This is a genomic window from Paenibacillus sp. YYML68, assembly GCF_027923405.1.
Lineage (GTDB): Bacteria > Bacillota > Bacilli > Paenibacillales > NBRC-103111 > Paenibacillus_G.
The window spans coordinates 342,193-364,605 of sequence record NZ_BQYI01000001.1 but is presented as its reverse complement, the minus strand read 5'-3'; the positions used below and the strand labels follow the sequence as shown (position 1 = coordinate 364,605).

The 22,413-nt window shown below is 53.5% G+C and carries 15 protein-coding genes; 2 read left to right on the top strand and 13 right to left on the bottom strand.

Annotation, left to right across the window (positions count from 1 at the left end; translation table 11 throughout):
• Nucleotides 1-271 precede the first annotated feature (271 nt).
• On the top strand, nt 272-1,429 hold the full coding sequence (locus tag PAE68_RS01660; protein WP_281882888.1) for an IS4 family transposase: 1,158 nt from the start codon (nt 272-274) through the stop codon (nt 1,427-1,429).
• Between the two features lie 310 nt (nt 1,430-1,739).
• Here PAE68_RS01660 and PAE68_RS01655 read toward each other — a convergent pair whose 3' ends face one another.
• The 13 genes from PAE68_RS01655 to PAE68_RS01595 all read right to left on the bottom strand — a co-directional run bounded on the left by PAE68_RS01655 (nt 1,740) and on the right by PAE68_RS01595 (nt 21,896).
• Nucleotides 1,740-4,814: a non-ribosomal peptide synthetase family protein gene (locus PAE68_RS01655; protein ID WP_281883439.1), complete on the bottom strand. Its 3,075-nt coding sequence runs from the start codon at nt 4,812-4,814 to the stop codon at nt 1,740-1,742.
• Nucleotides 4,815-4,908: 94 nt separating this feature from the next.
• Nucleotides 4,909-6,657, bottom strand: coding sequence for a methyl-accepting chemotaxis protein (locus PAE68_RS01650; RefSeq protein WP_281883437.1), 1,749 nt, complete (start codon nt 6,655-6,657; stop codon nt 4,909-4,911).
• A 302-nt stretch (nt 6,658-6,959) separates the two neighbouring features.
• Nucleotides 6,960-7,481, bottom strand: a complete 522-nt coding sequence (locus PAE68_RS01645; RefSeq protein WP_281883435.1) for a DinB family protein — start codon at nt 7,479-7,481, stop codon at nt 6,960-6,962.
• Between the two features lie 20 nt (nt 7,482-7,501).
• Nucleotides 7,502-8,977 (bottom strand): protein adenylyltransferase SelO, encoded by a 1,476-nt coding sequence (locus PAE68_RS01640; RefSeq protein WP_281883433.1) that lies wholly within the window; start codon nt 8,975-8,977, stop codon nt 7,502-7,504.
• A gap of 165 nt (nt 8,978-9,142) precedes the next feature.
• Nucleotides 9,143-11,257, bottom strand: coding sequence for a methyl-accepting chemotaxis protein (locus PAE68_RS01635; protein WP_281883431.1), 2,115 nt, complete (start codon nt 11,255-11,257; stop codon nt 9,143-9,145).
• Between the two features lie 315 nt (nt 11,258-11,572).
• On the bottom strand, nt 11,573-13,228 hold the full coding sequence (locus PAE68_RS01630; RefSeq protein ID WP_281883429.1) for a glycerol-3-phosphate dehydrogenase/oxidase: 1,656 nt from the start codon (nt 13,226-13,228) through the stop codon (nt 11,573-11,575).
• Nucleotides 13,229-13,258: 30 nt separating this feature from the next.
• Nucleotides 13,259-15,745 carry a glycoside hydrolase family 31 protein gene (locus PAE68_RS01625; RefSeq protein WP_281883427.1) on the bottom strand — a complete coding sequence of 829 codons (2,487 nt, stop codon included), beginning with the start codon at nt 15,743-15,745 and terminating at the stop codon, nt 13,259-13,261.
• Between the two features lie 26 nt (nt 15,746-15,771).
• On the bottom strand, nt 15,772-17,259 hold the full coding sequence (glpK, locus tag PAE68_RS01620) for a glycerol kinase GlpK (RefSeq protein WP_281883425.1): 1,488 nt from the start codon (nt 17,257-17,259) through the stop codon (nt 15,772-15,774).
• A gap of 25 nt (nt 17,260-17,284) precedes the next feature.
• The gene (locus PAE68_RS01615; RefSeq protein WP_397379351.1) at nt 17,285-18,100 is read right to left on the bottom strand and encodes a carbohydrate ABC transporter permease; all 816 of its coding nucleotides are present in this window, start codon (nt 18,098-18,100) and stop codon (nt 17,285-17,287) included.
• A 7-nt stretch (nt 18,101-18,107) separates the two neighbouring features.
• Nucleotides 18,108-19,013, bottom strand: coding sequence for a carbohydrate ABC transporter permease (locus PAE68_RS01610; RefSeq protein ID WP_281883421.1), 906 nt, complete (start codon nt 19,011-19,013; stop codon nt 18,108-18,110).
• Nucleotides 19,014-19,094: 81 nt separating this feature from the next.
• Complete coding sequence (locus tag PAE68_RS01605) at nt 19,095-20,390, bottom strand: ABC transporter substrate-binding protein (RefSeq protein WP_281883419.1); 1,296 nt, start codon at nt 20,388-20,390, stop codon at nt 19,095-19,097.
• A 32-nt stretch (nt 20,391-20,422) separates the two neighbouring features.
• Nucleotides 20,423-21,292 (bottom strand): AraC family transcriptional regulator, encoded by an 870-nt coding sequence (locus PAE68_RS01600; RefSeq protein WP_281883417.1) that lies wholly within the window; start codon nt 21,290-21,292, stop codon nt 20,423-20,425.
• A 304-nt stretch (nt 21,293-21,596) separates the two neighbouring features.
• Nucleotides 21,597-21,896 carry a hypothetical protein gene (locus PAE68_RS01595; protein WP_281883416.1) on the bottom strand — a complete coding sequence of 100 codons (300 nt, stop codon included), beginning with the start codon at nt 21,894-21,896 and terminating at the stop codon, nt 21,597-21,599.
• Nucleotides 21,897-21,992: 96 nt separating this feature from the next.
• Between PAE68_RS01595 and PAE68_RS01590 the strand changes: the two genes are divergently transcribed.
• Nucleotides 21,993-22,286, top strand: coding sequence for a Dabb family protein (locus PAE68_RS01590; protein ID WP_281883414.1), 294 nt, complete (start codon nt 21,993-21,995; stop codon nt 22,284-22,286).
• Nucleotides 22,287-22,413 lie beyond the last annotated feature (127 nt).

Below are 22,413 nucleotides of genomic sequence, written 5' to 3'. Positions count from 1 at the left end.
AAGTTGCTGGTCAAATACGCTAGATTGTGGTACTACTGAACTATAAGCCCATTATACAGCGTGATATTGGATGAAATAAGCCCTAGTTTGATCAAACTTTCTTAAAACTCTTCGACATATACTGTCAGTAGCGTTGCATAAAAACTAACACGCGAACAGATTGGACAAATTGTGCTATTATTGTAATAAATAGGTCGTACTCTGTAACAAAAAACTCCTAAAATTAGGGTAACAGGTAGCCCTGTCCAAATCCCTAACTTAGGAGATACGCATGGACAAGGATACACTATTTTCTGCATTTGGTAAATGGGTTGCACCAATAAATCCAAACATCATCCCGAATTGGCAAAGCACGACTACGCTCGACCGTTATGTGAAAAAGCTCGACACCTTAGTCTTTCTGTACATCTTCATCGAAGCACAGTTAGAGAAGCGAAAGGGTCTTCGTTCCATCATGCGAAAGCTGGAGCACGACGAGGAATTTCAAAAGCAACTCGGCATTGCTTCGATCAGTGCATCCCAGTTGTCCCGTAAAAATAATCAACTGGACCCAGAAGTACTTCAAGCCATCCTTTGTAATCTCATTACACAGTTGCATCGAGATGCTAGGCCGATATCAGGGCGCATCGGAACGGTCAAGATTATAGACTCTTCTACGATCAGCGTTTGCCTACAGCGGTATAAATGGGCGACTTTCCGAAAAACGAAAGCAGGCGTGAAACTGCACCTGCGAGTGGCATTTGCTGACCCCGACCATGTTTATCCGGATAAGGCAGTGGTTACGCCTGCAAGGCCCGCAGACCGCAGCCAAATGGACGTCCTGATCGATGAGTCGGACGTCACGTATCTGATGGACCGCGGGTATCTGGACTACGGCAAATACGACAGTTACTGCGAGCGTGGCATTCGATTCGTATCACGATTAAAGGACAATGCTGTTGTCGAAGAAGTGGAAGAACTTTCGGTGAACACAGATTCAGACATCATCCGCGATGTCAAAGTCGTGCTAGGCAAAGCTCACAAGCGCATGCAGCACCCCCTTCGTATGATCGTCACCACAGACGGTCGCGGTAATGAGGTCCGTATCATTACGAATCGGTTCGACCTGACGGCAGAAGAGCTTGGTGACCTGTATCGTAGCCGCTGGCAGATCGAGATGTTCTTCCGGTGGGTCAAGCAGAACCTGAAGCTAACCTGTTTTTACGGTGACAGCGAGAACGCAGTGATGAATCAGATTTGGATCTGTTTAATTGCATACTGCTTGCTGCTGCTTATGAAGCTAGAACTGGGAACGAGTCGAACGTTAACGGAACTCATTGAGGCTTTGAAAGAACTCATGTGGCAACCGTGGCTGAGGATGGTCGCAGCAGTAGAGCGAAAACCAAGTCGAACTTCGAGAGGGCGACAGAAGAAACAGAAAGACCAGTAAGTCGCCTAAGTCGAAAAAAAACCAATCATCAACTTGAAAAGGATGAATATTACAAATGGACAGCAACTGCCTGTTTCAGGGGTACCCCGTAAGTTTTTGGCCCTTGGAATTTGAAAACTAATTTCTGAATATTCCACCATTTTAGATGTCATGATTTATGCAACGCTACTGATATACTGTAACTATTTTCCTCGCCCTATAGTGCAATACGAATAAACAGCAAATAGGCCAGCACATCCGTGCTGACCTTCTTCAACTTATACTACACGATGACACAAGGCAATTAGCCTACAGAGGCTGTGCATATTTGCTAAGCACTGTGACGAGTCGCTGGCGGGAAGTACCCGCGATCGACCGCATGCTGGACGAGCTTGCCCACCAGCTCATGGAGCTCAGGCATCCGCTTCACATCCTCTTGCGCCTGCAGATACGATTGCGCGCTCGAGTAACGGTAAGGAGAGGTGCGCACGCCATCTCCATCGAGCAGTGCCATGGCCAGCTCCACGCCCTCCTGACTGACAGCACCACCCTCCTTCAACACCCAGCGCTCGAACTCTTGCTGCGGCATCAGCTCAATCTCATACCCTCGTGCGGTCAATGCCTGTATGAACGCCCCGTACATGCTTGGACTCGGGTTGCAGATGTGATACGTGCCGCCAAGTACAGGCTGCTTCATCAACGACACCATCAGACTGCTGGCGCAATCGATCGGCGTAATGTCGACGTACGTGTCTACCATCGGCGCCTTGCCCAGCAGCAGGAACGACTTCACCATGCGGTAGAAGTAGTTCTCGTTAATGTTGTTCTGGAAATGTCCGGTAACGCTATGACACGACAGGTTGCCCGCCCGATAAATCGAGCACGGCAAGCCGGCTGTAATCGCCTCGGCTACGAGCTTCTCAGCGAGCAGCTTGCTGTTCGTGTACACATTGTCCAGCTTCACCTGGTAGAACGCATCCGCGCTCTCCGAGACCGACTCCCATATACCGGATGCAGCCATATCTTCCGGAATACCTAGCGTCGAGATGAAGTGGAACGCAATCTCCGGACGCTGCTTCACCAGGTTAAGCAGGTTGTCCGTCCCTACGACGTTCGTTGCTTGGAATTCATCGGCACGGCCGAAATGACGCACATCGGCTCCAGCATGAATGATGGACGTAATCTTACTCTTCAGCTGCGCTAACTGTTCACCAGACAGCCCGAGACTAGCACTAACCAGATCGCCCTCGTACACGAATATTCGGCTCGTATATTTCGCGAATAGCTGCTGACCGAAGTAGACGTCCATTGTTTTCCAGATACGAGAGATTGCATTCTGACCGAGGTTCGGCCGTACGAGAACGTGAATATTCGCATCGGTTGTCGTCAAGAGATCGTGGAGAATATGTGAGCCCAGATAGCCGGTAGCTCCTGTCAGCAATATATCGGAGCCGAGTCCGTCTCTATGGTTCACCTGGACGCGCGGCAGCGCCGGCCGCTCAAGCAGATCCTTATATTCGACGATCGACAGCTCCTCCACCTGAGTATGGTCGGTCATCGTGCTCATATGAGCAGCAAGCTCCCCGATCGTCTTGTACGCGTACAGGTCATTGAGCCGCAGGCTCGAATAATCCAGCTTAAGTCGAGCTAATACGCGCATGACCGCGTGTGAATAGCCTCCGATGTCGAAGAAGCTAACATTGCGGCTGACCCTGGCAAGACCTAGCACATCCGCCCATACGGCCGCGATCGTCTGCTCCAGCTCTCCAGCCGGCTCCTCATAAGGCGCATCCTGCTCTGCCTGCTCAATATTATCCATCGTCAGCAGCTTGTTACGATCGACCTTCCCGGTCGGGGACAGCGGTATTTCGGTCAGTCGGTAGAAGTAGCTCGGAATCATATAATGCGGCACGTATGCCTTCAGATGCTCCCTTAGCTCTGAGCTGGTCACACGCTCCTTCTCGGAATAAAAACAGGACAGATGCTTCACGACGTTGCCATCCTTAACTGCAATGACGGCCGCATCAAGGACAGATGGGTGCTTCGACAGTGCATTCTCGATCTCACCGATCTCTATGCGGAATCCCCGCAGCTTCAGCTGTCCGTCCTTGCGGTACTGGAACTCTACATTACCGTCGGGCAGCAGCTTCACGATGTCGCCGGAGGTGTACACCATCGATTGAGGGTCGTCACTGAACGGATTCGCGATGAACACCTCGTTCGTTTTGTCAGGCAGGTTGAGATAGCCCTTCGCGAGAGCAAACGTCTCGATATACAGCTCGCCTTCCTCCCCGACATTGGCCAGCGTCCCGTCCGGCTTCACAACATAGATCTTGTAATTACCAATAGGCTTGCCGATCGGCACCGTTACCGCCTGACTGCTCCAGTACTGCTTCACCTTGTAGCAGGTCGTAATAACGGTACATTCGGTTGGGCCGTAGGCATTAATAATCGTCGTCGCCGTGCCGAACTTCCCCTGGAACTTCCGAACGTGATCCGACAGCAGCGCCTCTCCGCCGACCAGAATGTGCTTCACCGTTCTCCACTTGCTCTTGGAATCAGCCGTTGTAACCTCGGAGAGACGGTTGAATACGGACGTCGGCAGACAGCCGATGTGCGTAACCTGCTGCCGCTCCAGCAAGGCCAGAAACAGCTCCGGCGTCAACTGCTCCTCCTTCGTCAGAATGACCAGCTTCGCGCCGTTCAAGAGGCCGATGAACGTATCAATAATGGAAGCGTCGAAGCTGAACGTCGAGAACTGGGTGACGACATCCTGATGCGTCACGCCGAGGTCCTGCGTGAACGTGTTCCACAAATTGACGACGCCTCTATGACGGATCAGCGTCCCCTTCGGCTTGCCTGTCGAACCGGATGTGTAGATCACATAGGCCAGATCATCGGGTGTGAGCTCCGGGTCCGCGAACTGACCGTTGCCCTCGAAGCAGCGCTCCATCGTCAGCGGCTCCTCAACCCCGATTGTTGCAGACAGGCTCTTGGCCTGCGCCATATACACGTCCTTCGTCAGAAGCTGCTTACAATGCGCATCTCCCACAATGTAACGATTGCGTTCAATAGGATGCTCCGGGTCGATCGGCACATAGACAGCGCCAAGCCGCAGCACGCCGAGAATCGCGATAACGGTCTCAGGACTGCGCTCCATGTATATGCCGATATAGTCGCCCTTGCCGCATCCCTCGCGAGCCAGCAGCTCGGCGACCTGTGAGCTTCGCAGCAGCAGCTCGTCGTACGAGATCGTACGCTCCCCATATACAATGGCCGTTGCAGACGCATGAGCAGCAACGACTTTGCGGAATAACGAGGAAATCGTTTCGTCGGATGGATAGCGTTCTTCGGTGCTGTTAATTCGACTATATATAGACGGATGCTTCTTCATCGTATTCGGCATATGCTCTCTCCTTGAATATTCTGTATGTAGGAAGCAGAGTGGAGAATACGGTTAGCATTAGCGCTATTCCCATATTCTCCACCTGAATGTTCTATTATTTTTTGACTTCGGTATCGAACTTGCCGATCATGCCGTTCAATTCTTCAGCTACGCTGGACAGCTTGCTGGCGAAGCTCGAGATGTTCTGCAAGGACGATTCCTGTGCAATAACCGTCTCCATGATCTTGTGCGTGCTCGCCGCCGTCTTGCGTGAGACGCCTGCCAGCTCCGTAATCATCGCCGATACTTCCTCGGTGCCTGCCGACATCTGCTCGGTTGAAGACGAGATATCGAATACTTGGCTGGCCACCTGCTGGGTTGCGTCCAGAATCTCCTTGAACGCGGCTCCCGTTTCCTGCGCGAAGCTCAGACCCTTCTCCGTCTCGCTCGTCCCTTGTGCAACGTAGGCGACCGCCTGATTCGTCTCAGATTGAATCTCTGCGATCAGCGACTCGATCTGGAAGGTCGAGTTGTTCGACTGCTCCGCCAGCTTGCGGACCTCCGCTGCGACAACGGCGAAGCCTTTGCCATGCTCGCCTGCACGCGCCGCCTCAATGCTTGCATTGAGTGCGAGCAGGTTCGTCTGCGTCGAGATGTCCTTGATCAGCTTGACGATCGAACCAATTTCCATCGACTTCGTTTCCAGCAGCTTCATCGTTTCCGTCGTAGACAAGGAGTTGGCATTAATCCGAGCCATCTGATCGGAGATCGTCTGAACCGCTGTGTCACCTTCCTGGGATAAGCTTCTCATCTCACGAGAGGCATTCGCCACTTGACCCGCAGTCTGGGCGATCACGTGCAGCGAGTTGGAGATGTCCTCCATCGAGCGTCCACATTCCTCGGTCGACGTCTTCTGCTGATCGACATGCGAATTCATTTCTTTAACCTCGGTCGTAATGAACTCAACGCTACGGCGATTCTCCTCCGTAATGGCATACAACTGGTTCGAGGCCTCCGATACACTGCTCGCTGTCTGCTTGATACTGGACAAGATGTCGCGGATATTGGACACCATCGCATTGAACTTGCCATTCAGCTCACCGAAGCTGCCCTTCTCGGACAAGACGAAGTTGAACTTACCGACGGACACCTGCTCAATGCCCCGAACAAGCTCGTTCAGCGGCAGCAGCGTTCTCCTCGCTACGAAATACTGGGCGCCACCACAAACAATAAGCGCGGCTAGCAGCAAGATCATGGAGCTCTTAATGAAGTCCTCCTTGGCCTCTGGAATCGCCTGTGCATTGATGTCAACGGCGAAGTAAGCCACGACCTTGCCCTCATTATTCATAATCGGATACAGCACGCTTAGCCAAGTGCCGAAATCGTCCTTATAGAAGGAGGTGAACGTCTCTGATTTCGTCTCGAGCATGCTCTTGATCGCTGTAACAACGCCCTCCGGCTGCTCATACATGTCGCCGACGTTCAGCCCCGCTTCCTTCAGCGCTGTCACGACATGATTCGGAAACGCGATCGCGGACGTCTTGTTGCCATCCTGCAGCTCCACACCGAATATGTAAGCTTGTGCAACGTTGGCATTGTAAGCTGAGAAGTTATCGAACTTCTTGGACAGCTGCTGCTGCCCTGGCGCATCCCAGCGCTTATCGCTTAAGGCCGCCTCCACATCCTTAATTGAAACGTCCTTCGCCCATACGGACGTCATTCCATGTGTCTGCTCCCGGATCGTGTCGGACAAAATATTGTTCTGGAAATAAGCGCTGACAGATATAAGTACGACTCCGATTAGCAGCAGGTTCAGCATAGAAAATAACAGGTTTTTGCTGAAATAATTCCGTGTCTTGGTCATTTGTCCACTTCCTCACGATGTAATATGTATCGCTAACATTCATGTCTTCTTTTCGCTCACCTTACATTATCAGTAAAACCCGAAACTTGTAATGTAAGCACTTTCACGACGGCAGCTGTGTTTTATTTTACCCCCTTACTGTGATCAACAAAGATTGTCGACAGTTCGCCCTTCTATTCGACATTATATATCGGTATTTTAATCTGTTTTATGAATTGATGTAAACAAAAAGTTATTGGATTTGTACAATGTTGGATCCAAAAAAGATGACCTCGGACTAAGTCTAAGGTCATCTCCTGCTGTTATCGAAGGATACTTAAGTATTGCACCCATGGTCCTACCTCTGACCGGTATCGGTTAGCCAGCACTCTGGTAATCTGTGACGTATGCGTCAGATCATGAACTACCCAGGTGGCCAGCAGCTCGCTCGCCTTCACGATGCCAAGCTGAGGGTGCCGTCCGGTCCGATCCAGGTCGCTCTCGAAATTGATGATCGTATGCAGCCTTGCAAGGCTCGCCTCGCGCAGCTGCCGGAATTCACGAAGCTTGCACTCCATCGAATCGTCCCGTCTCTGCTGCAGATGGGCGAATCGATCGAACGGAGGGAAGGCCCGCCCCTCCCCTTCCTTCATCAGCCACTCGAGCCGCGGAATCCAATTCGTCCTCTCGGCCACCAGCAGATGCTCCACAACCTCAGTCGCATTCCACGTACCTTCGCCTTCATTACATGTCAGCCACTCGTCCGACAAGCCGACCAGCAGCTGCTCCAGCGCCTGCGGCGTACGGGCGAGCAGCTGTACTGCTTCATTGAGCTGAACTGTCATAGGACCGGCTCCCTCTTCCATCAAGTCCCGCAATACGTACGGTACGGACGCTCCGATCGTTCCGGCTGCTCCGCATACTCGGCCTGCTCGGGGACATAGGCATACGGCTGTCTCAAGGCAGCGAGCAGCCGCTCCAGCACGCTGTAATCGCCATGCTGCTCTGCCGCCTCGAGCGCCGCCTCGACCCGATGATTGCGCGGAATGACTGCAGGATTGCTCGCCTGCATCAGCTTCTGCGACGCAGCCGCATTCTCCACCTGTCTGCCGAGCCGTGCCCGCCAGCGCTCCAGCCAAGGTGTGAGCTCCGCTGTACCGGACAGCGAAGTCTCCTCAAGCGTACCGAGCGTCAGCGCACGGAACGTGTTCGTGTAGTCGGCGCGCGTCTTCTGCATGAGAGCGAGCAGCTCGTCGACGAGCGCCTGATCGTCCGCCTCCTCGTTGAACAGACCGAGCTTCGCCCGCATCCCGGACAGCCAGTTGCGCTGATATAGCCCTGCGAACTGGGCAATCGCCCTCTCGGCCGCCTGCACTGCCTGCTCTTGATCCTCGTGCAGCAGCGGCAGCAGTGACTCGGCTAGTCTCGCGAGATTCCATGCGGCAATGGCCGGCTGATTGCCGTACGCATAGCGACCCTGTCTGTCAATCGAGCTGAACACCGTCATCGGATCGTACGTATCCATGAAGGCACACGGACCGTAGTCGATCGTCTCGCCGCTCAGCGTCATATTGTCCGTATTCATAACCCCATGCACGAAGCCGACAAGCTGCCACTTCGCGAGCAGCGACGCTTGTCTCTCGACGACTCCGTGCAGCAGCGCCAAGTAACGATTGTCCGCCGTTGCAGCCTCCGGATCATGTCGTTCCACCGTATAGTCCGCCAGAGCCCTCAGCTCCTCGACCGAGCCCCATTTGGCCGCGAATTGGAAGGTACCGACCCGAATATGACTGGCCGCAACACGCGTCAGCACCGCCCCCGGCAGCTCCGTCTCGCGATGCACAGGCTGCCCGGTCGTCGTGACAGCTAGACTTCGCGTCGTCGGAATGCCGAGCGCATGCATCGCCTCGCTGATGATATACTCCCGCAGCATCGGACCGAGCGCAGCCCGGCCATCGCCCGTACGCGAGTACGGCGTTCGTCCCGGTCCCTTCAGCTGTATGTCGACCCTCTCCCCCGTCGGCGTCAGCTGCTCGCCGAGCAAGATCGCACGGCCATCCCCCAGCATCGTGAAGTACCCGAACTGGTGCCCTGCATACGATTGCGCCAGCGGCTCTGCCCCTTGCGGCAGCCGATTGCCGGCAAGCACCTCCGTGCTCACCGGACTGCGCAGTACCTCGGGGTTCAGTCCGAGCGAAGCGGCGAGCGGCTCATTCAGCAGGACGAGCTTCGGCGAGCGTACAGGTGTCGGCTCCTGTCTCGCGTAGAACAGGTCCGACAGTCGGATGTAGCTATTGTCGAAGCGCCAGCCCGCTTCGTGGGTAGATGAATGTTGTGTCATCGCAGCTCCTCGATTCGTATAAGAATGGTTAACCGCAGCTTCATAGGCAGCTGCAACTGGAAGCATAAGCGTCCATCTGCTCGTGCTGCCCAACAGCCCTATTATACACCTACCACGGTAAAAATTCTCATGCGCATGCCGTACCGCTGTCCGATGATCGCCAAGCTACAGCTTAAATCGCGACACAGCTGTCTGCAGCTCCTCGGCCATGCTGGACAAGTGCGCAGCCGATGCCGCAATCTCCTCCATCGAGGCCAGCTGCTCCTCCGTCAGCGACGCAGCCTCCTGTGAGCTGACGGTCGCTTGTCCCGCTATCTCAGCTATAATAGCAGCCGAGCTGTTCACCTGCTCCGAGCCCGCTGCCATCTCCTCCGCCGTAGCGGCAAGATCCTCGATCCGGCCCGCCATCGACGTCGTCGCGGCTACGATCTCCTTGAAGATGCTGCTCGTCGCCTGCGTCACCTTCAAGCCCTCCTGCACCTCACCCTTCACATGGACCATCGCCGCAACCGACCGCTTCATGTCGCTCTGAATATCATGAACTAACGCGGCGATCTGCGAGGAGGAGGCTGACGATTGCTCAGCGAGCTTCCTTACTTCTCCCGCCACAACGGCGAAGCCGCGTCCTTGCTCACCTGCCCGTGCCGCCTCGATGGCAGCATTCAGAGCGAGCAAATTTGTCTGTCTGGCAATATCCGTAATAACCGAGAGAATTTGCTGGATTTGCTGCGACTTCTGATCGAACAGCCGAATGACCGCATCGGTCGCCTCCACCGATTGCTCAATGGAGCTCATCTGCTGCAGCGTAACCTGCACGGAGCGGCCCCCTTCCTCAGCCTTCTCCATCGTATATCTGGAGCTGTCCGACATGGAGGAAGCGCTCTCCGCCATACGCCCTATGCCTGTTGACAGCTCCTCCAGCGTCCTCACGCTCTCACTGACGCGGGTAAGCTGATGGTCTGCTCCCGTTGCGACGTCCTGCACAACCGCCGCCACCTGCTCGGTCGCTTGACTCGACTGCTCCGCACTGGCATGAAGCTGCTGCGAGGAGGCAGACACCTGCTCCGAGGACAGCCCGACCTGCTCGATCAGCCCGCGTAGCTTACTCACCATGTCGTTGAAGGCATCAGCCACAGAGCGCATCTCATCCTTCGTTCCGAGCGAGACACGCGTCGTCAGGTCGCCGTCTGCAACCTTCGACGTCAGCTCCTTCAATACGTTGACCACTCGCTGCGTCGACATGTACAAGCCGATGAAGGCATAGATGCCCAGCAGCCCGCTGATGATAAGCAGAGTACTACGTACGTACATGCTCGTCCGTGCAGCATCGATTCGCTCCTGTAATATCGTCTGAAGCACCGCTGCTTCAGCGTCGTACAGCTTGAAGCTGGCGTTGATCGTTTGGGTAGCCGCCTCGAAATATTGCTCCGAGCTCAATGACGGTACATCGACATAGATGAAGTTATTTTTTACGATATCTACGAGCTTCGTCGTCTCCTGCACCGCATCCGTATATAGAGCCCCCAGCTGACCCTCCAGCTCAGGCTTTCCCTTGAACATATGGCTAGTCTCTCGCTGCAAAATCTGAAGACGGTTGTTCACATACGTCTCCAACGCATTGAACTGCATCCGCTCCTGCAAGGAAATATGTTGATCAGCCAGCACACTAACGCCGTCCGCCCTTGTTTGCCCGAGTCGCTCGGTCAGCTCAGGCAACGTTCGAGTCGTGCTCTGAACCAGATACATCGTGAATAGAGACTCCTCAGCAGTTAACGAAGAGTTATCGGCGATATCGTTCATGAAGCTAAGCAGCTTCTCTATATAGATGTTTTGGACAAACTTCGCTTCCTCAACGGTTCGCTTCTCCATACTCTCTTCAAGCGACAGCCATTGCTCCTTCAGCTTCGTCCACTGCTCGGAGGCTTGCAAGGATGCGCCAACGCGCTGGTCGAGCTCATCAATGGCTCGGATGTCCTCCGCCAGCTCTTGCTGCTTGGCTGCGTACTGCTCCTTCATACTCGGATCACCGCCCAGATAGCTTACCGACAATCCCCGATGTTGCTGGAGGTCCTGAATGAAATTTTTGACCAAGCTGTTGTAGGCGGCTCCGTCTAGCCGTTTCATATCGCTGACCACTTGCTCATTCAAGGTGCCGATGATCTTCATCATCATACCGAGCATTGGAGAGAGCAAGATCAAGCCAATTAAAATAAACTTCTGCCAATACTTTAACGCATCTAGCGTCTTGACCGCTGGAGTAAACACATGCTGTAACTTCATATCTGGATCCGCCCCCTTTTCATTTATTGGTGCAAACGGCTTATTCAACTACTGATGTATTATAGCTAGAGGTTGGAAGATGTGTAAACGCTTTTTTATTGCAATGAGCGCTATAAGTTACTTGCAGCCGTGATCTGCGACTTGATTCAGCAGGAGGGGATGACCCGTCAGATCGTAACTATGGACAGGCGGCACCCGATGTAGTAGGCGGACAGAGGGGCATGGCAAACAGCCTGCATCTGACGAGATGCAGGCTGTACCTGTTGAAAGTAGAGCGAAGACAGGGTTCACTTGAATTGCCCTCGGTAAACCGTATCAGCCCGGCACGACCACTTCATGCAGCTGCTGATCCAGCTCTTCGCCGTATCGCTGCGTTTCTTCCGTGCTCCAATCTAAATATTGCGCCATGAAGACGAGGACGGACGGACGATACCTTTGTACCCAGCCGATATCGAAGAGCATGGCGCCTGTGCGGCGATTGAAGAAGTCGATCGGCTTCACTGTCAGCTCCTCCTCCATTGCGTACACCAGCATAGCCATCACATCAACTGGAAGACCGTAACTCTCCGCATCCTTCCCGTAAGCGGCAGCAAGCGTGAATAGTCGGTCAACATTCGAGCCGTAGCGGCGAACAAGCGTCTCTGCCTGCTCGCGCGACATGCCGAGCTTGACGCCTTCCGTTGTCTTCGAATGGATGAACGACGAGAATCGATCCGGGCCGCCTACGTTCCCTCCCGAGATCGGCATCGTCCTCGTTACGCACGGCTTGAATGGTTGCATGCCTGCCTGCTGGAACAGCTCCGTCAATCGGTCCACGACCATCTCAGCCATCCTCCGGTAGCCGGTGAGCTTACCCCCCGCAATCGTGATGAGCCCGGATTTTGATTCCCAGATCTCATCCCTCCTAGAAATCTCGGACGCGCTCTTGCCTTCCTCGAAGATGAGCGGCCTCAGTCCGGCCCAGCTCGATTCAATATCATCCGGGCCAATATTCAAGGATGGGAACATATCTAGGATCGCATCGATGATATATGCACGGTCCTCGGCCGTCATTCTCGGATGGGCGATGTCACCCTCATACACTGTATCGGTCGTGCCGACATACGTCTTCCCGTCCCGCGGAATCGCGAATATCATCCGACCGTCCTTCGTATCAAAGTAGACCGCCTGCTTCAGCGGGAAGCGCGACTGGTCGATGACAAGATGCACCCCCTTCGTCAGTTGAAGGTGCTTCTTCTCCTTCGAGCCGTCAAGCTCACGCAGCGTATCGACCCACGGCCCAGCTGCATTGACAATACGACGTGCGAATAGCTCGTAGTAGCCTCCGTGAATGACATCCTTCACCTTCACACCGATAACGTTGCCGTCCTTATACAACAGCTGCTCGACCTTGGCATAATTGACCGCCTTCGCACCTCGCTTGACCGCTTCCTTCATGACTTCAATCGTAAGCCGCGCATCATCGGTCCGATACTCGACGTACACTCCGCTGCCCTTCAGACCGTCGCGCTTCAGCAGAGGCTCGCGCTGCAGCGTCTCTTGTACGCTGAGCATCGAACGGCGCTCGCTCCGCTTCACACCCGCTAGGAAGTCATACATCCGTAAGCCCAGCGAGGTACTAAGACGGCCGAATGTTCCGTTCTCGTACAACGGCAATAGCATCCACTCCGGCGTCGTTACATGCGGACCGTTCTCATACACGACTGTACGCTCCTTGCCGACCTCCGCAACCATCTTCACCTCAAGCTGCTTCAAGTAGCGCAGCCCGCCGTGAACGAGCTTCGTCGATCGGCTGGACGTACCTGCTGCGAAGTCCTGCATCTCCACCAGCACGGTGCTCATTCCCCGGGTGACCGCATCTAATGCAATCCCGGCACCTGTAATTCCGCCGCCAATGATCAGCACATCGAAGCTTTGTTGGTGCAGACTTTGTAAGACACTAGCTCTTGCTTTCGTTGAGAAGCTCCCCATCTCGTAATCCTCCGAATAAAGCGAAGTTATTTATATAGAAATCAAATCCTTCACGTCAAAGCTGACCGTTACATCGTAATCCGCGCTTACGTTGGTGTACTTGATACGGACCGCTCTACGCTCCATATCGTAGTACCAGCCCTCCTCGCTCACGCTCCACTCCGTTGCATCTAGGAACATCGGCAGCGGAAGACCTTGCAGCGCAACCCGAACAGGGGCTATCTCCTTCACAATGAGCTCGAGGAGCATCATCTTCACTGGGCTCTCATAGGACCCTTCTCTGCAGAAGGAGATCCGTGTATCCCGAGCGGCCTCGACGGATATCGTCGTTCGCACATATTCCCCGCTCTTGTAGCGGTTCGATACGCCATCATCCTCATATAGGTCGAAGCTGGAGCTCTCCGACGGCTCGACCAGCAGGTGCAGCTCTTCGATGCGATCCTTATGAATGTTACGAAGCTGCGGGGCAAGCGGAATGATCGCTCCGCTTCGGATGAGCATCGGAATCGTTCCGATCGATACCGATAGCTCAATCGTCTGCCCTCCGGCATAGCGCTCTCTCGTCTCCCAATGAACCCATTCGCTACCCTTGGGCAAATAAACCGCTCTTGTGCTCGCGCCCTTCTCCAGAACGTTCGCCACCAGAAGCGAACGGCCGAGCATGAAGTCGAAGCTCTCCTCCCAGGTAGCCGCATCGTGCTCGAACTCGTACACCATCGGCCTCATCACTGGCGACCCGATCACAGACGCCTCGTGGAGCAAGGCATACAGATACGGCACGAGCATATAGCGAAGCTGAATAGCGTCCCGAATATACGGTGTATATGAAGGGTACATCCACGGCTCTGTCACCGTATTATCGGTATTGCAGGAATGGATCGAGAATCTCGGCTGGAATATTCCGTTCTGCACCCAGCGGACGAACAACTCCGGCTCTGGCGCCGGACCGAAGAAGCCGCCGATATCGCAGCCCTGATTGGCCACACCTGAGAGTCCCAGTCCGAGTATAACGGGAATGTTGAACTTCAAGCTATGCCAGCTTGTGCTGTTATCTCCGGCCCATGTCTGCGCATAGCGCTGAATGCCAGCGAAGCCCGCTCGGTTCACAATGTACGGCCTTGTACCAGGTGCCGCCTCCACAATCGCTTCCTTCGCCATCTGAGCCATCAAGTTCGGCAGTATCGGTCTAAGCGCGCTCACTTCCTTCTTCTGGCCCTCGAAGTCGCACAGCGCATGCGGGTTCTGAATCTCATATTCATTGTTATCGTTCCAGATCGATGTAACACCCTTGCTGATGAACGAATCGATCAGATGCTTCTTCCACAACGCCCTGCCGTTAGGATTCGTGAAATCGACGAAGGACGCCTGCCCCCCCCAGTAGCGGTCTGTCTCACTCCGTGCTCCCTTCTCATCCTGTATATAGGCCCCTGCCTCGTCGAACTGCCTATATAACGGATGGGTGAGCAGCATGCCCGGCTTCACATTCGGGGCAAGCGCAGCCCCCTTACTCTGCATCTCTTCAATAAAACGCTGCGGGTCCGGGAAGCGATCGTAATTCCAATTAAATACATACCGCTTGCCATCGTGACCCGTCGTGTAGCCAGACGACATGAAGAAGCCGTCACACGGAATGCCCTCAGTCTCACATTTATCCAGAAACTTTAAGATCGCCTGATCCGAATCGCGCTCCAGCTCTGTGTAATACATCGTTGATCCCATATAGCCCAGCGAATATCGGGTCGGCAAAATCGTTTTGCCCGTAAGATCCGTATAATGGCGAACGACGTCCTGAATGGTTGGACCATGCATGAAGAAGAAGTCAAGCTCTCCGCCATCGGCACAGAAGTAGCTGTACTTATTCCAATATCCGCTGCGCTCGCCTCCGACATCGAAGGTCGAATCGTGCGTGTTGTGATAGAACAAGCCCGTAGCCATCTGCGCCTGACCGTTAAACTTGATATAGAATGGAATATGCTTATACAGAGGGTCCGTATGCTCGGAATCGTAGCCGATCGTGTCGACGTTATGCATCCGCATTCTTCGCTTCTTCTTGTTCAAGTATCCACTCTTCTCACCGAAGCCATAGTAATAGTCCTCATCGCTCATGCATGAATAATGGTAGACGCGCCCCTGCGGGTCCTTCAGGTAGGAGCGCTCCTTCAGATCCTCGTGAAGCACCCGGCCTTGCGCATCCGCAATCGTAATGGCGAAGGGCTCCCTCTGAATCGTCATTTGTAATTGTCCGGTTCGCATCAGCACATGTGTTCCCTGATCCTCATACTCGGCACGCAGCGGCGTTATTCTTCGTCTCTCCTCGACCAGTTCGTCCATGTGATCTTCCCATGCCGTCATGGTCAGCGCGTACGATGCTTCTGGAGCGAACTGCTCGTCGAAGGTGCAACGAATACGAATGACCGAGTCGTTCATCAGATAGATGCGATACTTCGCAGCATCGGTCGCCAGCTCCAGATAGTCCTCATGCCCCTCCAGCTTCACCAGCTTTTTGCTTATGTTCATGATTGACCCTCCACACTTCCTATCCGTTATTTAAAAGCTCGTGCTGTACGGACAGCCTTCTTCCATCCTTCGTACAAGGCACAGCGTCTGTTCTCTTCCATACGCGGTGTAAAGGTATGCTCGCGCTTCCATAAATTGGAGATATCCGACAGGTCTGCCCAATAGCCTATCGCAAGACCGGCCAAGTAAGCAGCCCCGAGCGCTGTTGTCTCATGAATGACCGGGCGCTCGACAGGAACATTCACGATGTCGCTCTGAAACTGCATTAAGAACGGATTCCTTACCGCTCCGCCGTCTACTCGCAGAGACTGCAGGGAGATGCCCGAATCCTCCCTCATAACCTCGAGCACATCCTTCGTCTGGTAAGCGAGCGACTCGAGTGTAGCTCGGACGAGATGCGCCTTCGTCGTGCCGCGCGTCAGTCCGAACACAGCCCCCCGGACCTCACTGTCCCAATACGGCGTGCCAAGCCCGACGAACGCCGGTACGATGTACACGCCTTCCGTCGAAGCAACGCTCGCAGCAAGCTGCTCGCTCTCTTCGGCGCTCTCGAGCAGCTGCAGCCCATCCCGCAGCCACTGGATCGCCGACCCTGCGACGAATACGCTGCCCTCGAGGGCATAGTCCACCCGTCCCTCGATTCCCCAGGCAATCGTCGTCAGCAGACCGTGCCTTGAGCTGACAGCCTCGCCTCCGGTGTTCATGAGCATGAAGCAGCCCGTACCATATGTCGTCTTAACGGCACCCTCCTCATAGCAGGCTTGACCGAACAAGGCAGCCTGCTGATCGCCCGCAGCCCCTGCAATCGGAATTTCGACGCCAAATAAGCTCTCATCCGTTACGCCGTACTGGTACGACGAGGGCAATACCTCGGGCAGCATCGACAGAGGGATGTCCAGCCATTCAAGAATCTGCTGATCCCAGTCCAGCTCACGAATGTTGTACATCATCGTGCGCGACGCATTCGAATAATCGGTCACATGCGCCCGCCCGCCTGTCAGCCTCCAGATGAGCCAACTGTCGACCGTTCCGAACAGCAGTTCTCCCCGTTCGGCTCGTGCTCTGACGCCCTCCACCTCCTCCAAGATCCACGCGACCTTGGTAGCGGAGAAGTACGGGTCGAGCAGTAGCCCTGTTTTGTCCTGAATGTACGGACCAAGACCCCTGGAGGCGAGCCTCTCACAGATCGCAGCCGATTGCCTCGACTGCCAGACGATCGCATGATAGATCGGCTTGCCGGTTAATCGGTCCCACACAATCGTCGTCTCCCTCTGGTTCGCAATGCCAATAGCCGCAATCTGACCGGGCTTGAGCCCTGCATCGGACAAGCAGGCTGAGATCACCGCGAGCACGGACTCCCATATGTCCTCAGCGTCGTGCTCCACCCAGCCCGGCTGCGGATACAGCTGTAAGAATTCCTGCTGAGCAGTGCCTATAATTTCGCTGTCCCGGTTGAATACGATTGCTCTCGAGCTCGTTGTTCCTTGATCTAACGACAAAATGTAGCGTTCCATGTTCCTGACTCCCATGCACAGTATATTATTTCATACCGGACGTAACCATCCCGTTAACGAATTGCCGCTGGAAAATGACGAACACGACCAGCACCGGAATCATCGTAATGACCGACATCGCAAGCAGACTGCCCCAATCTACGTTGTATTCCCCGATGAAGTTAGATAACGCTAACTGGATCGTGTACAAAGACGGATCACTAATCCCAATTAGCGGCCACAAGAAATCATCCCACCGCCACATGAAGGAGAAGATCGCCAGCACAGCCAGAATCGGCTTACAGATCGGCAAGATGATGCGCGAATAAATTCTCCACTCCGAGGCGCCGTCCATCCGGGCCGCCTCCAGCAACTCATCCGGCACGGTCAGTAAATATTGTCGGATGAGAAACACACCTGTCGGTGTAGCCGCAGGAGGAATAATAATTGCGAGCAGGCTGTTGAACATCCCTAAGAAGCTGAGCACCTTGAAGATCGGGATCATAATGACCTCCAGCGGAATCATCAGCGTCGAGATGAAGCCGACAAGCAGTATCATGTCGCCCTTGAAGCGATATTTAGCGAGCGCAAACCCTGCCATCGAGTTAATCAAAAGCAGCAGAATCGTCGAGCTTACGGTTACAATCAAACTATTCATGAAATAAGTGCCGAAGTTGCCTTTGTCGAAGGCAGCGGTAAAGTGCTCCATCGTGAAGGGCTCCGGCCAAAACCGCGGCGGGAAGCTGTACAGATCTTGATTCGTCTTGAAGGACGAGATGACGATCCAGAGCACAGGAAATATCCACAGCGCAGCCAGTATTAACAAGGTTACGTACAGCACAGCTTTAGCTGTTGGCTTCAGTTCCACGTTAATCATTGCCTCCCTTGGACAGTCTGAATTGCAAGGCGGTGAACACCGAGATCAGAACGAACAGCAGCACCGACATCGCGCTCGCCATACCCAACTCCTGCTTCGCAAAGCCGGTCTCATAGATATACTGCACGATATATGTCGTCTCCCGTCCCGGACCTCCTCCGGTAAGCGCGAATAATAGCGGGTACGCCTTGAACGATTCAATCAGCGAGAGCATGATGACGAGCACCGTCGTCGGCTTCAAGAGCGGCAGGGTAATACTCCAGAACACCCGAGGCTTCGATGCCCCATCCAATCGGGCCGCCTCATAGTAATCGTTCGGGATTGCCTGCAAGCCTGCCATGAAGATGACCATATAGAAGCCAAGTCTTGACCAGATCGTCGCAATAATAACGGATACCCCAGCAAAAAACGAATCAGACAAGAAATGAACGGGTTCGACGCCAAACAATGACATAAAGTAATTGAGCACTCCGAAATCACCAAAAATCCACTTCCAGGTTAAGCCGACAATAATGTAGGAAATCATGGTAGGCCAATAAAAAATAGATCGAAAAAAGCCCTTCATCTGAATGGGCTGAATCAGCATCATCGCCACAGCAAGGGAGAGACCGTAAATTACCGGTACGACTATAAGCGCGTACAGCGACGTCTTCCCAAGTGCCGTCCAGTATTCACCGTTCGTAAATATTTCTTTATAATTAGCAAGGCCGACGAACTCCATCGGGTTTAGCCCATCATATTCATGGAAGGAATACACGAACCCGATAATCGTAGGGATGACAATAAAGGTGGTGAAGATCAGGAAGTTAGGAAGCACAAACAGATAGGGGATTGAACCGAACGATTGACCGGGCCGCCGCTTGCTTGTCTTCTTGACTGCCGATGCTGGTGCAGACATATTCCATACTCCTTTCTAACTTTCCTATATAAAAATGGAGCGCTGCCGCAGTCACCCCGCGGCAGCAGTCTCTCCACACTGTTACTTCTTCTGATCTTGAATGGCCTTATCAATTAAACCTGCGACCTGATCCAGACCTTCCTTCGCCGTCACCTTGTCGGCGACAATCTCGGATATCGTCTTCTTCAGATCGTTACTGAACTTCGGCACAATCGTCTGCTTCGACCAATCCTCAGCCGCGGCAGGCACCGTATTGTTCAATTCGTTCGAGAACAGCTCCATCATATCTTTGCCGAAAGCGTATTCCAGCTTCGCATTGTCCTTGCGCGGGCTTAGGAATAATGCCTCTTGCGTATATTTGGCATTAACCTCTTTCGTCGTCAGGTAGTTGATGAAATCGGTCGCTTCCTTCTCAACGCCCGAGTCCTTAAAGGCCATCGCGAACTTGCCGCCCGGTACCGAGGAACGATTTTTCGCCTTCGGCATGTAGGTTACACCCCACTCAAAATTCGTGATGTCCTTATAGTTGCTGATCATCCAGTTGCCAGCCAAATGAGCAGCCACCGTGCCTGTACGGAACAGGTTGTTCGGATTCTCTCCGCCGAACCATACCGACGTCGGAGCAAGACCATCCGTGTGCAGCTTCTTGAAGAACTCTGCCGTTTGTACGCCTGCTTCATTGTTGATAGTCGCTTTCGTGCCGTCCGCACTCATCATGCTGCCCCCGAATTGGTACAACAGTGTGGACCAGCGCTGCGGGGTGTAGTCCCACACGAGACCATACTTCGCGCCGCCCTTGTCCATGACCTGCTTCAGCGCTCCGGTAAAGTCCTCCCACGTCCAAATTTGATCTGGAGAGGTCGGAACCTTGACACCAGCTTTGTCAAACAGTGTTTTGTTGTAGATCAGACCGTTAGCTGTGACGTCCATCGGAGCAGCCACCGCTTTATTATTCACCACATAGAAGGGCTTCAACGAGTCTATGAATTGTCCGGTGTAAGCATCAAGGCCGCCATTACTGGTGCTCAAGTCGATCGCTTGATTGGCGAAGCCGCCGAGCTCAGATGTACTGATGCGGGCAAGCGCAGGCGGCTGTCCACCGGCAACCATCGTTTTCAGCTTCGTAGACAGATCCTTGTACGGAACCTCGATCATATTGACCGTCACGTGAGGCTTTTTCGCAGTGTATTCCTTAATAATGCCTTCCATGATCTTGCCCTCGCTGCCATCCGAGAACCAGACGAAATCAAGCTTGGCGGGCTTCGCCTCGCTGCTGCCAGTTGCTGTGTCAGTCTCCTTGTTCCCGCAAGCGACAGATGCCATACTCAGCATAGCAATTGACAATGTAATCGATACCGTTTTCATAAACTTTTTCATGAAGCTACCCCTCTTCTCATCATCATATTTATTCAAGCTCTAGAGCCTGCAGCTTGCTTGCGATATTGCTGTGGCGACACCCCGACTAACTTTTTAAAGGAACGGCTGAAATGAACAGCCGTATTAAAGCCGAGCTTTTCACATAAGAACGCTATAGGTTCATCCGTCGTACGCAGCAGCTTCTTCGCTTCCTCAATCCGCTTGCTGATGACATAGTTGTTGATCGTGTAGCCGGTCACCTCTTTAAAGCAATGGCACATATAGTACTTATTCAAATGGAGATCGCCCGATAGCTGTTGCAGTGAGAAACTGTTAGTATAATGCTGGTTAATATACTGGAGAATACGGCGCACGTTCTCTTGACTGTGGGACTGATGCGCATTCGGCACAATCTGGTGCAACCGCTTCACCTTGCGGTAGATAGCGATTAGCAGCTGAATGAGAAGCGTCCTCAGAATGACCTCATAACCGAATGACTCGCGCTCATTCTCTCTCTGGATCGCACGGAAATACATCTCCACTTCCTCTCGCTCCTCCGGAGACCAGCGAATCAGCAGCCCATTCGGAGCTTCGAACAACGACATCAGCTTTCCGAACATCTCTTCATCCAGTTGCTGCTGCAGGAACGCTTCGGTGAAGTTGACATAGCTCCGAATGTAAACGGTCTCCTTCGTCGGATTGACTCGATGAATCGTCCCCCCGCAGAACAACAGCATATCTCCCGGGGATAGATCATGTATATTTTCCCCAATGACGTAGTTCGCATTGCCCCTCTGGAAGTAATACACCTCAAGCCCTTCATGAGTATGAACAGGCCAATTGAATTGCCAATCGTCTGCGTCCGCCCTAACGTAAATCCCGAGCCTCCGGAGCGCTAGATTAGTGGGCGTATGAATAACCACAAGGATCCTCCTTACCTGCTTAACCATCATGATGTTAATGTGCACATTTCAAAATATATCATACTAGTCTTAAACTCATTTAACGTATCTTGCTACGTATTTGATATGTATTGTTGAAAATTAAAGCGTTACCAACTCATGCACACCTTGCCTGCTTTCGCTCTAAACAAGAAAAATGCAGCGGCGCCGTCTGCTGGCGAAGCTGCATTATCATGCTGCTGCACGCGGTGCTCCCTTCCTAGAGCCATCTTCGCATGGAGCAGCCCTTCGGCTGGTTGTTGACGATGAACGGCGGCTTACAGCCCTACTTCAGAACTGCTTCTCGGAAGCCTGAAGCTGCCGGATTGTAGCTTGGATCCCCTTCTCGAAGCTCGTAGCTGTAATCTGGACGACGCGTCGCACATACTTCTAACTGCTCAAGCGGAGCTGCTCTGTCGTCAGTCAGAGTCTCACTTCGACTTCCTTCATGATCGGGATTAATAACCCCAACAATTGTTAAGTCGATCTGGAGCTGCAGTACCGGCTTCGACGCTCCCGCGAACGCCTGGGCGAGCCGAACGAACTCTTGACCAGATATCAACCCTGTGCAAGCGAGGCGCCACATACAGCTGCGTAATGCCTACCAGCAGCATTTGATCTTCCTGCATGTCCCATGTAAGATGAACAAGATACAATCGCAATCACGATAGGAGGAGTTCCCTTGATTCAACGTACAGTACTAATTAAGTTTGCCGAGACTACTACGCAAGCACAGCTTCAAGAGATTATTGACCGCTTTGTAGCATTGAAGAATGTACTGTCGGGCATCGTCGAAATTCATGCCGGACTCAACATCGCAGAGCGCAGCAAGGAGTACCAGGTCGTGCTCATGGTACGCTTTGAGAATCAAGCGGCTCTGGACGCGTACACGACGAACGAGGACCATCAAGCCGTGGCTGCCTTCATTCGCGAATCGGGACGCATCGACAGCGTTGGTGTCGATATCGTACTGTAACACTTACTTCGAGCGACACCCTATCTCAGGACGGTAGCAAGCCTCGGCTGAACGACAGCCGAGGCTTTTTTATGATGCGAGCTATATGCGCACTCCTTCGATCTTGTCACCTATATCGCTGTTCCCG

What these genes read in the sequence shown, in the direction of transcription:
- PAE68_RS01660 (WP_281882888.1), top strand. Translation starts at nt 272, where the DNA reads ATGGACAAGGATACACTATTTTCTGCATTTGGTAAATGGGTTGCACCA.
- PAE68_RS01655 (WP_281883439.1), bottom strand. Translation starts at nt 4,814, where the DNA reads ATGCCGAATACGATGAAGAAGCATCCGTCTATATATAGTCGAATTAAC.
- PAE68_RS01650 (WP_281883437.1), bottom strand. Translation starts at nt 6,657, where the DNA reads ATGACCAAGACACGGAATTATTTCAGCAAAAACCTGTTATTTTCTATG.
- PAE68_RS01645 (WP_281883435.1), bottom strand. Translation starts at nt 7,481, where the DNA reads ATGACAGTTCAGCTCAATGAAGCAGTACAGCTGCTCGCCCGTACGCCG.
- PAE68_RS01640 (WP_281883433.1), bottom strand. Translation starts at nt 8,977, where the DNA reads ATGACACAACATTCATCTACCCACGAAGCGGGCTGGCGCTTCGACAAT.
- PAE68_RS01635 (WP_281883431.1), bottom strand. Translation starts at nt 11,257, where the DNA reads ATGAAGTTACAGCATGTGTTTACTCCAGCGGTCAAGACGCTAGATGCG.
- PAE68_RS01630 (WP_281883429.1), bottom strand. Translation starts at nt 13,228, where the DNA reads ATGGGGAGCTTCTCAACGAAAGCAAGAGCTAGTGTCTTACAAAGTCTG.
- PAE68_RS01625 (WP_281883427.1), bottom strand. Translation starts at nt 15,745, where the DNA reads ATGAACATAAGCAAAAAGCTGGTGAAGCTGGAGGGGCATGAGGACTAT.
- glpK (WP_281883425.1), bottom strand. Translation starts at nt 17,259, where the DNA reads ATGGAACGCTACATTTTGTCGTTAGATCAAGGAACAACGAGCTCGAGA.
- PAE68_RS01610 (WP_281883421.1), bottom strand. Translation starts at nt 19,013, where the DNA reads ATGTCTGCACCAGCATCGGCAGTCAAGAAGACAAGCAAGCGGCGGCCC.
- PAE68_RS01605 (WP_281883419.1), bottom strand. Translation starts at nt 20,390, where the DNA reads ATGAAAAAGTTTATGAAAACGGTATCGATTACATTGTCAATTGCTATG.
- PAE68_RS01595 (WP_281883416.1), bottom strand. Translation starts at nt 21,896, where the DNA reads ATGTGGCGCCTCGCTTGCACAGGGTTGATATCTGGTCAAGAGTTCGTT.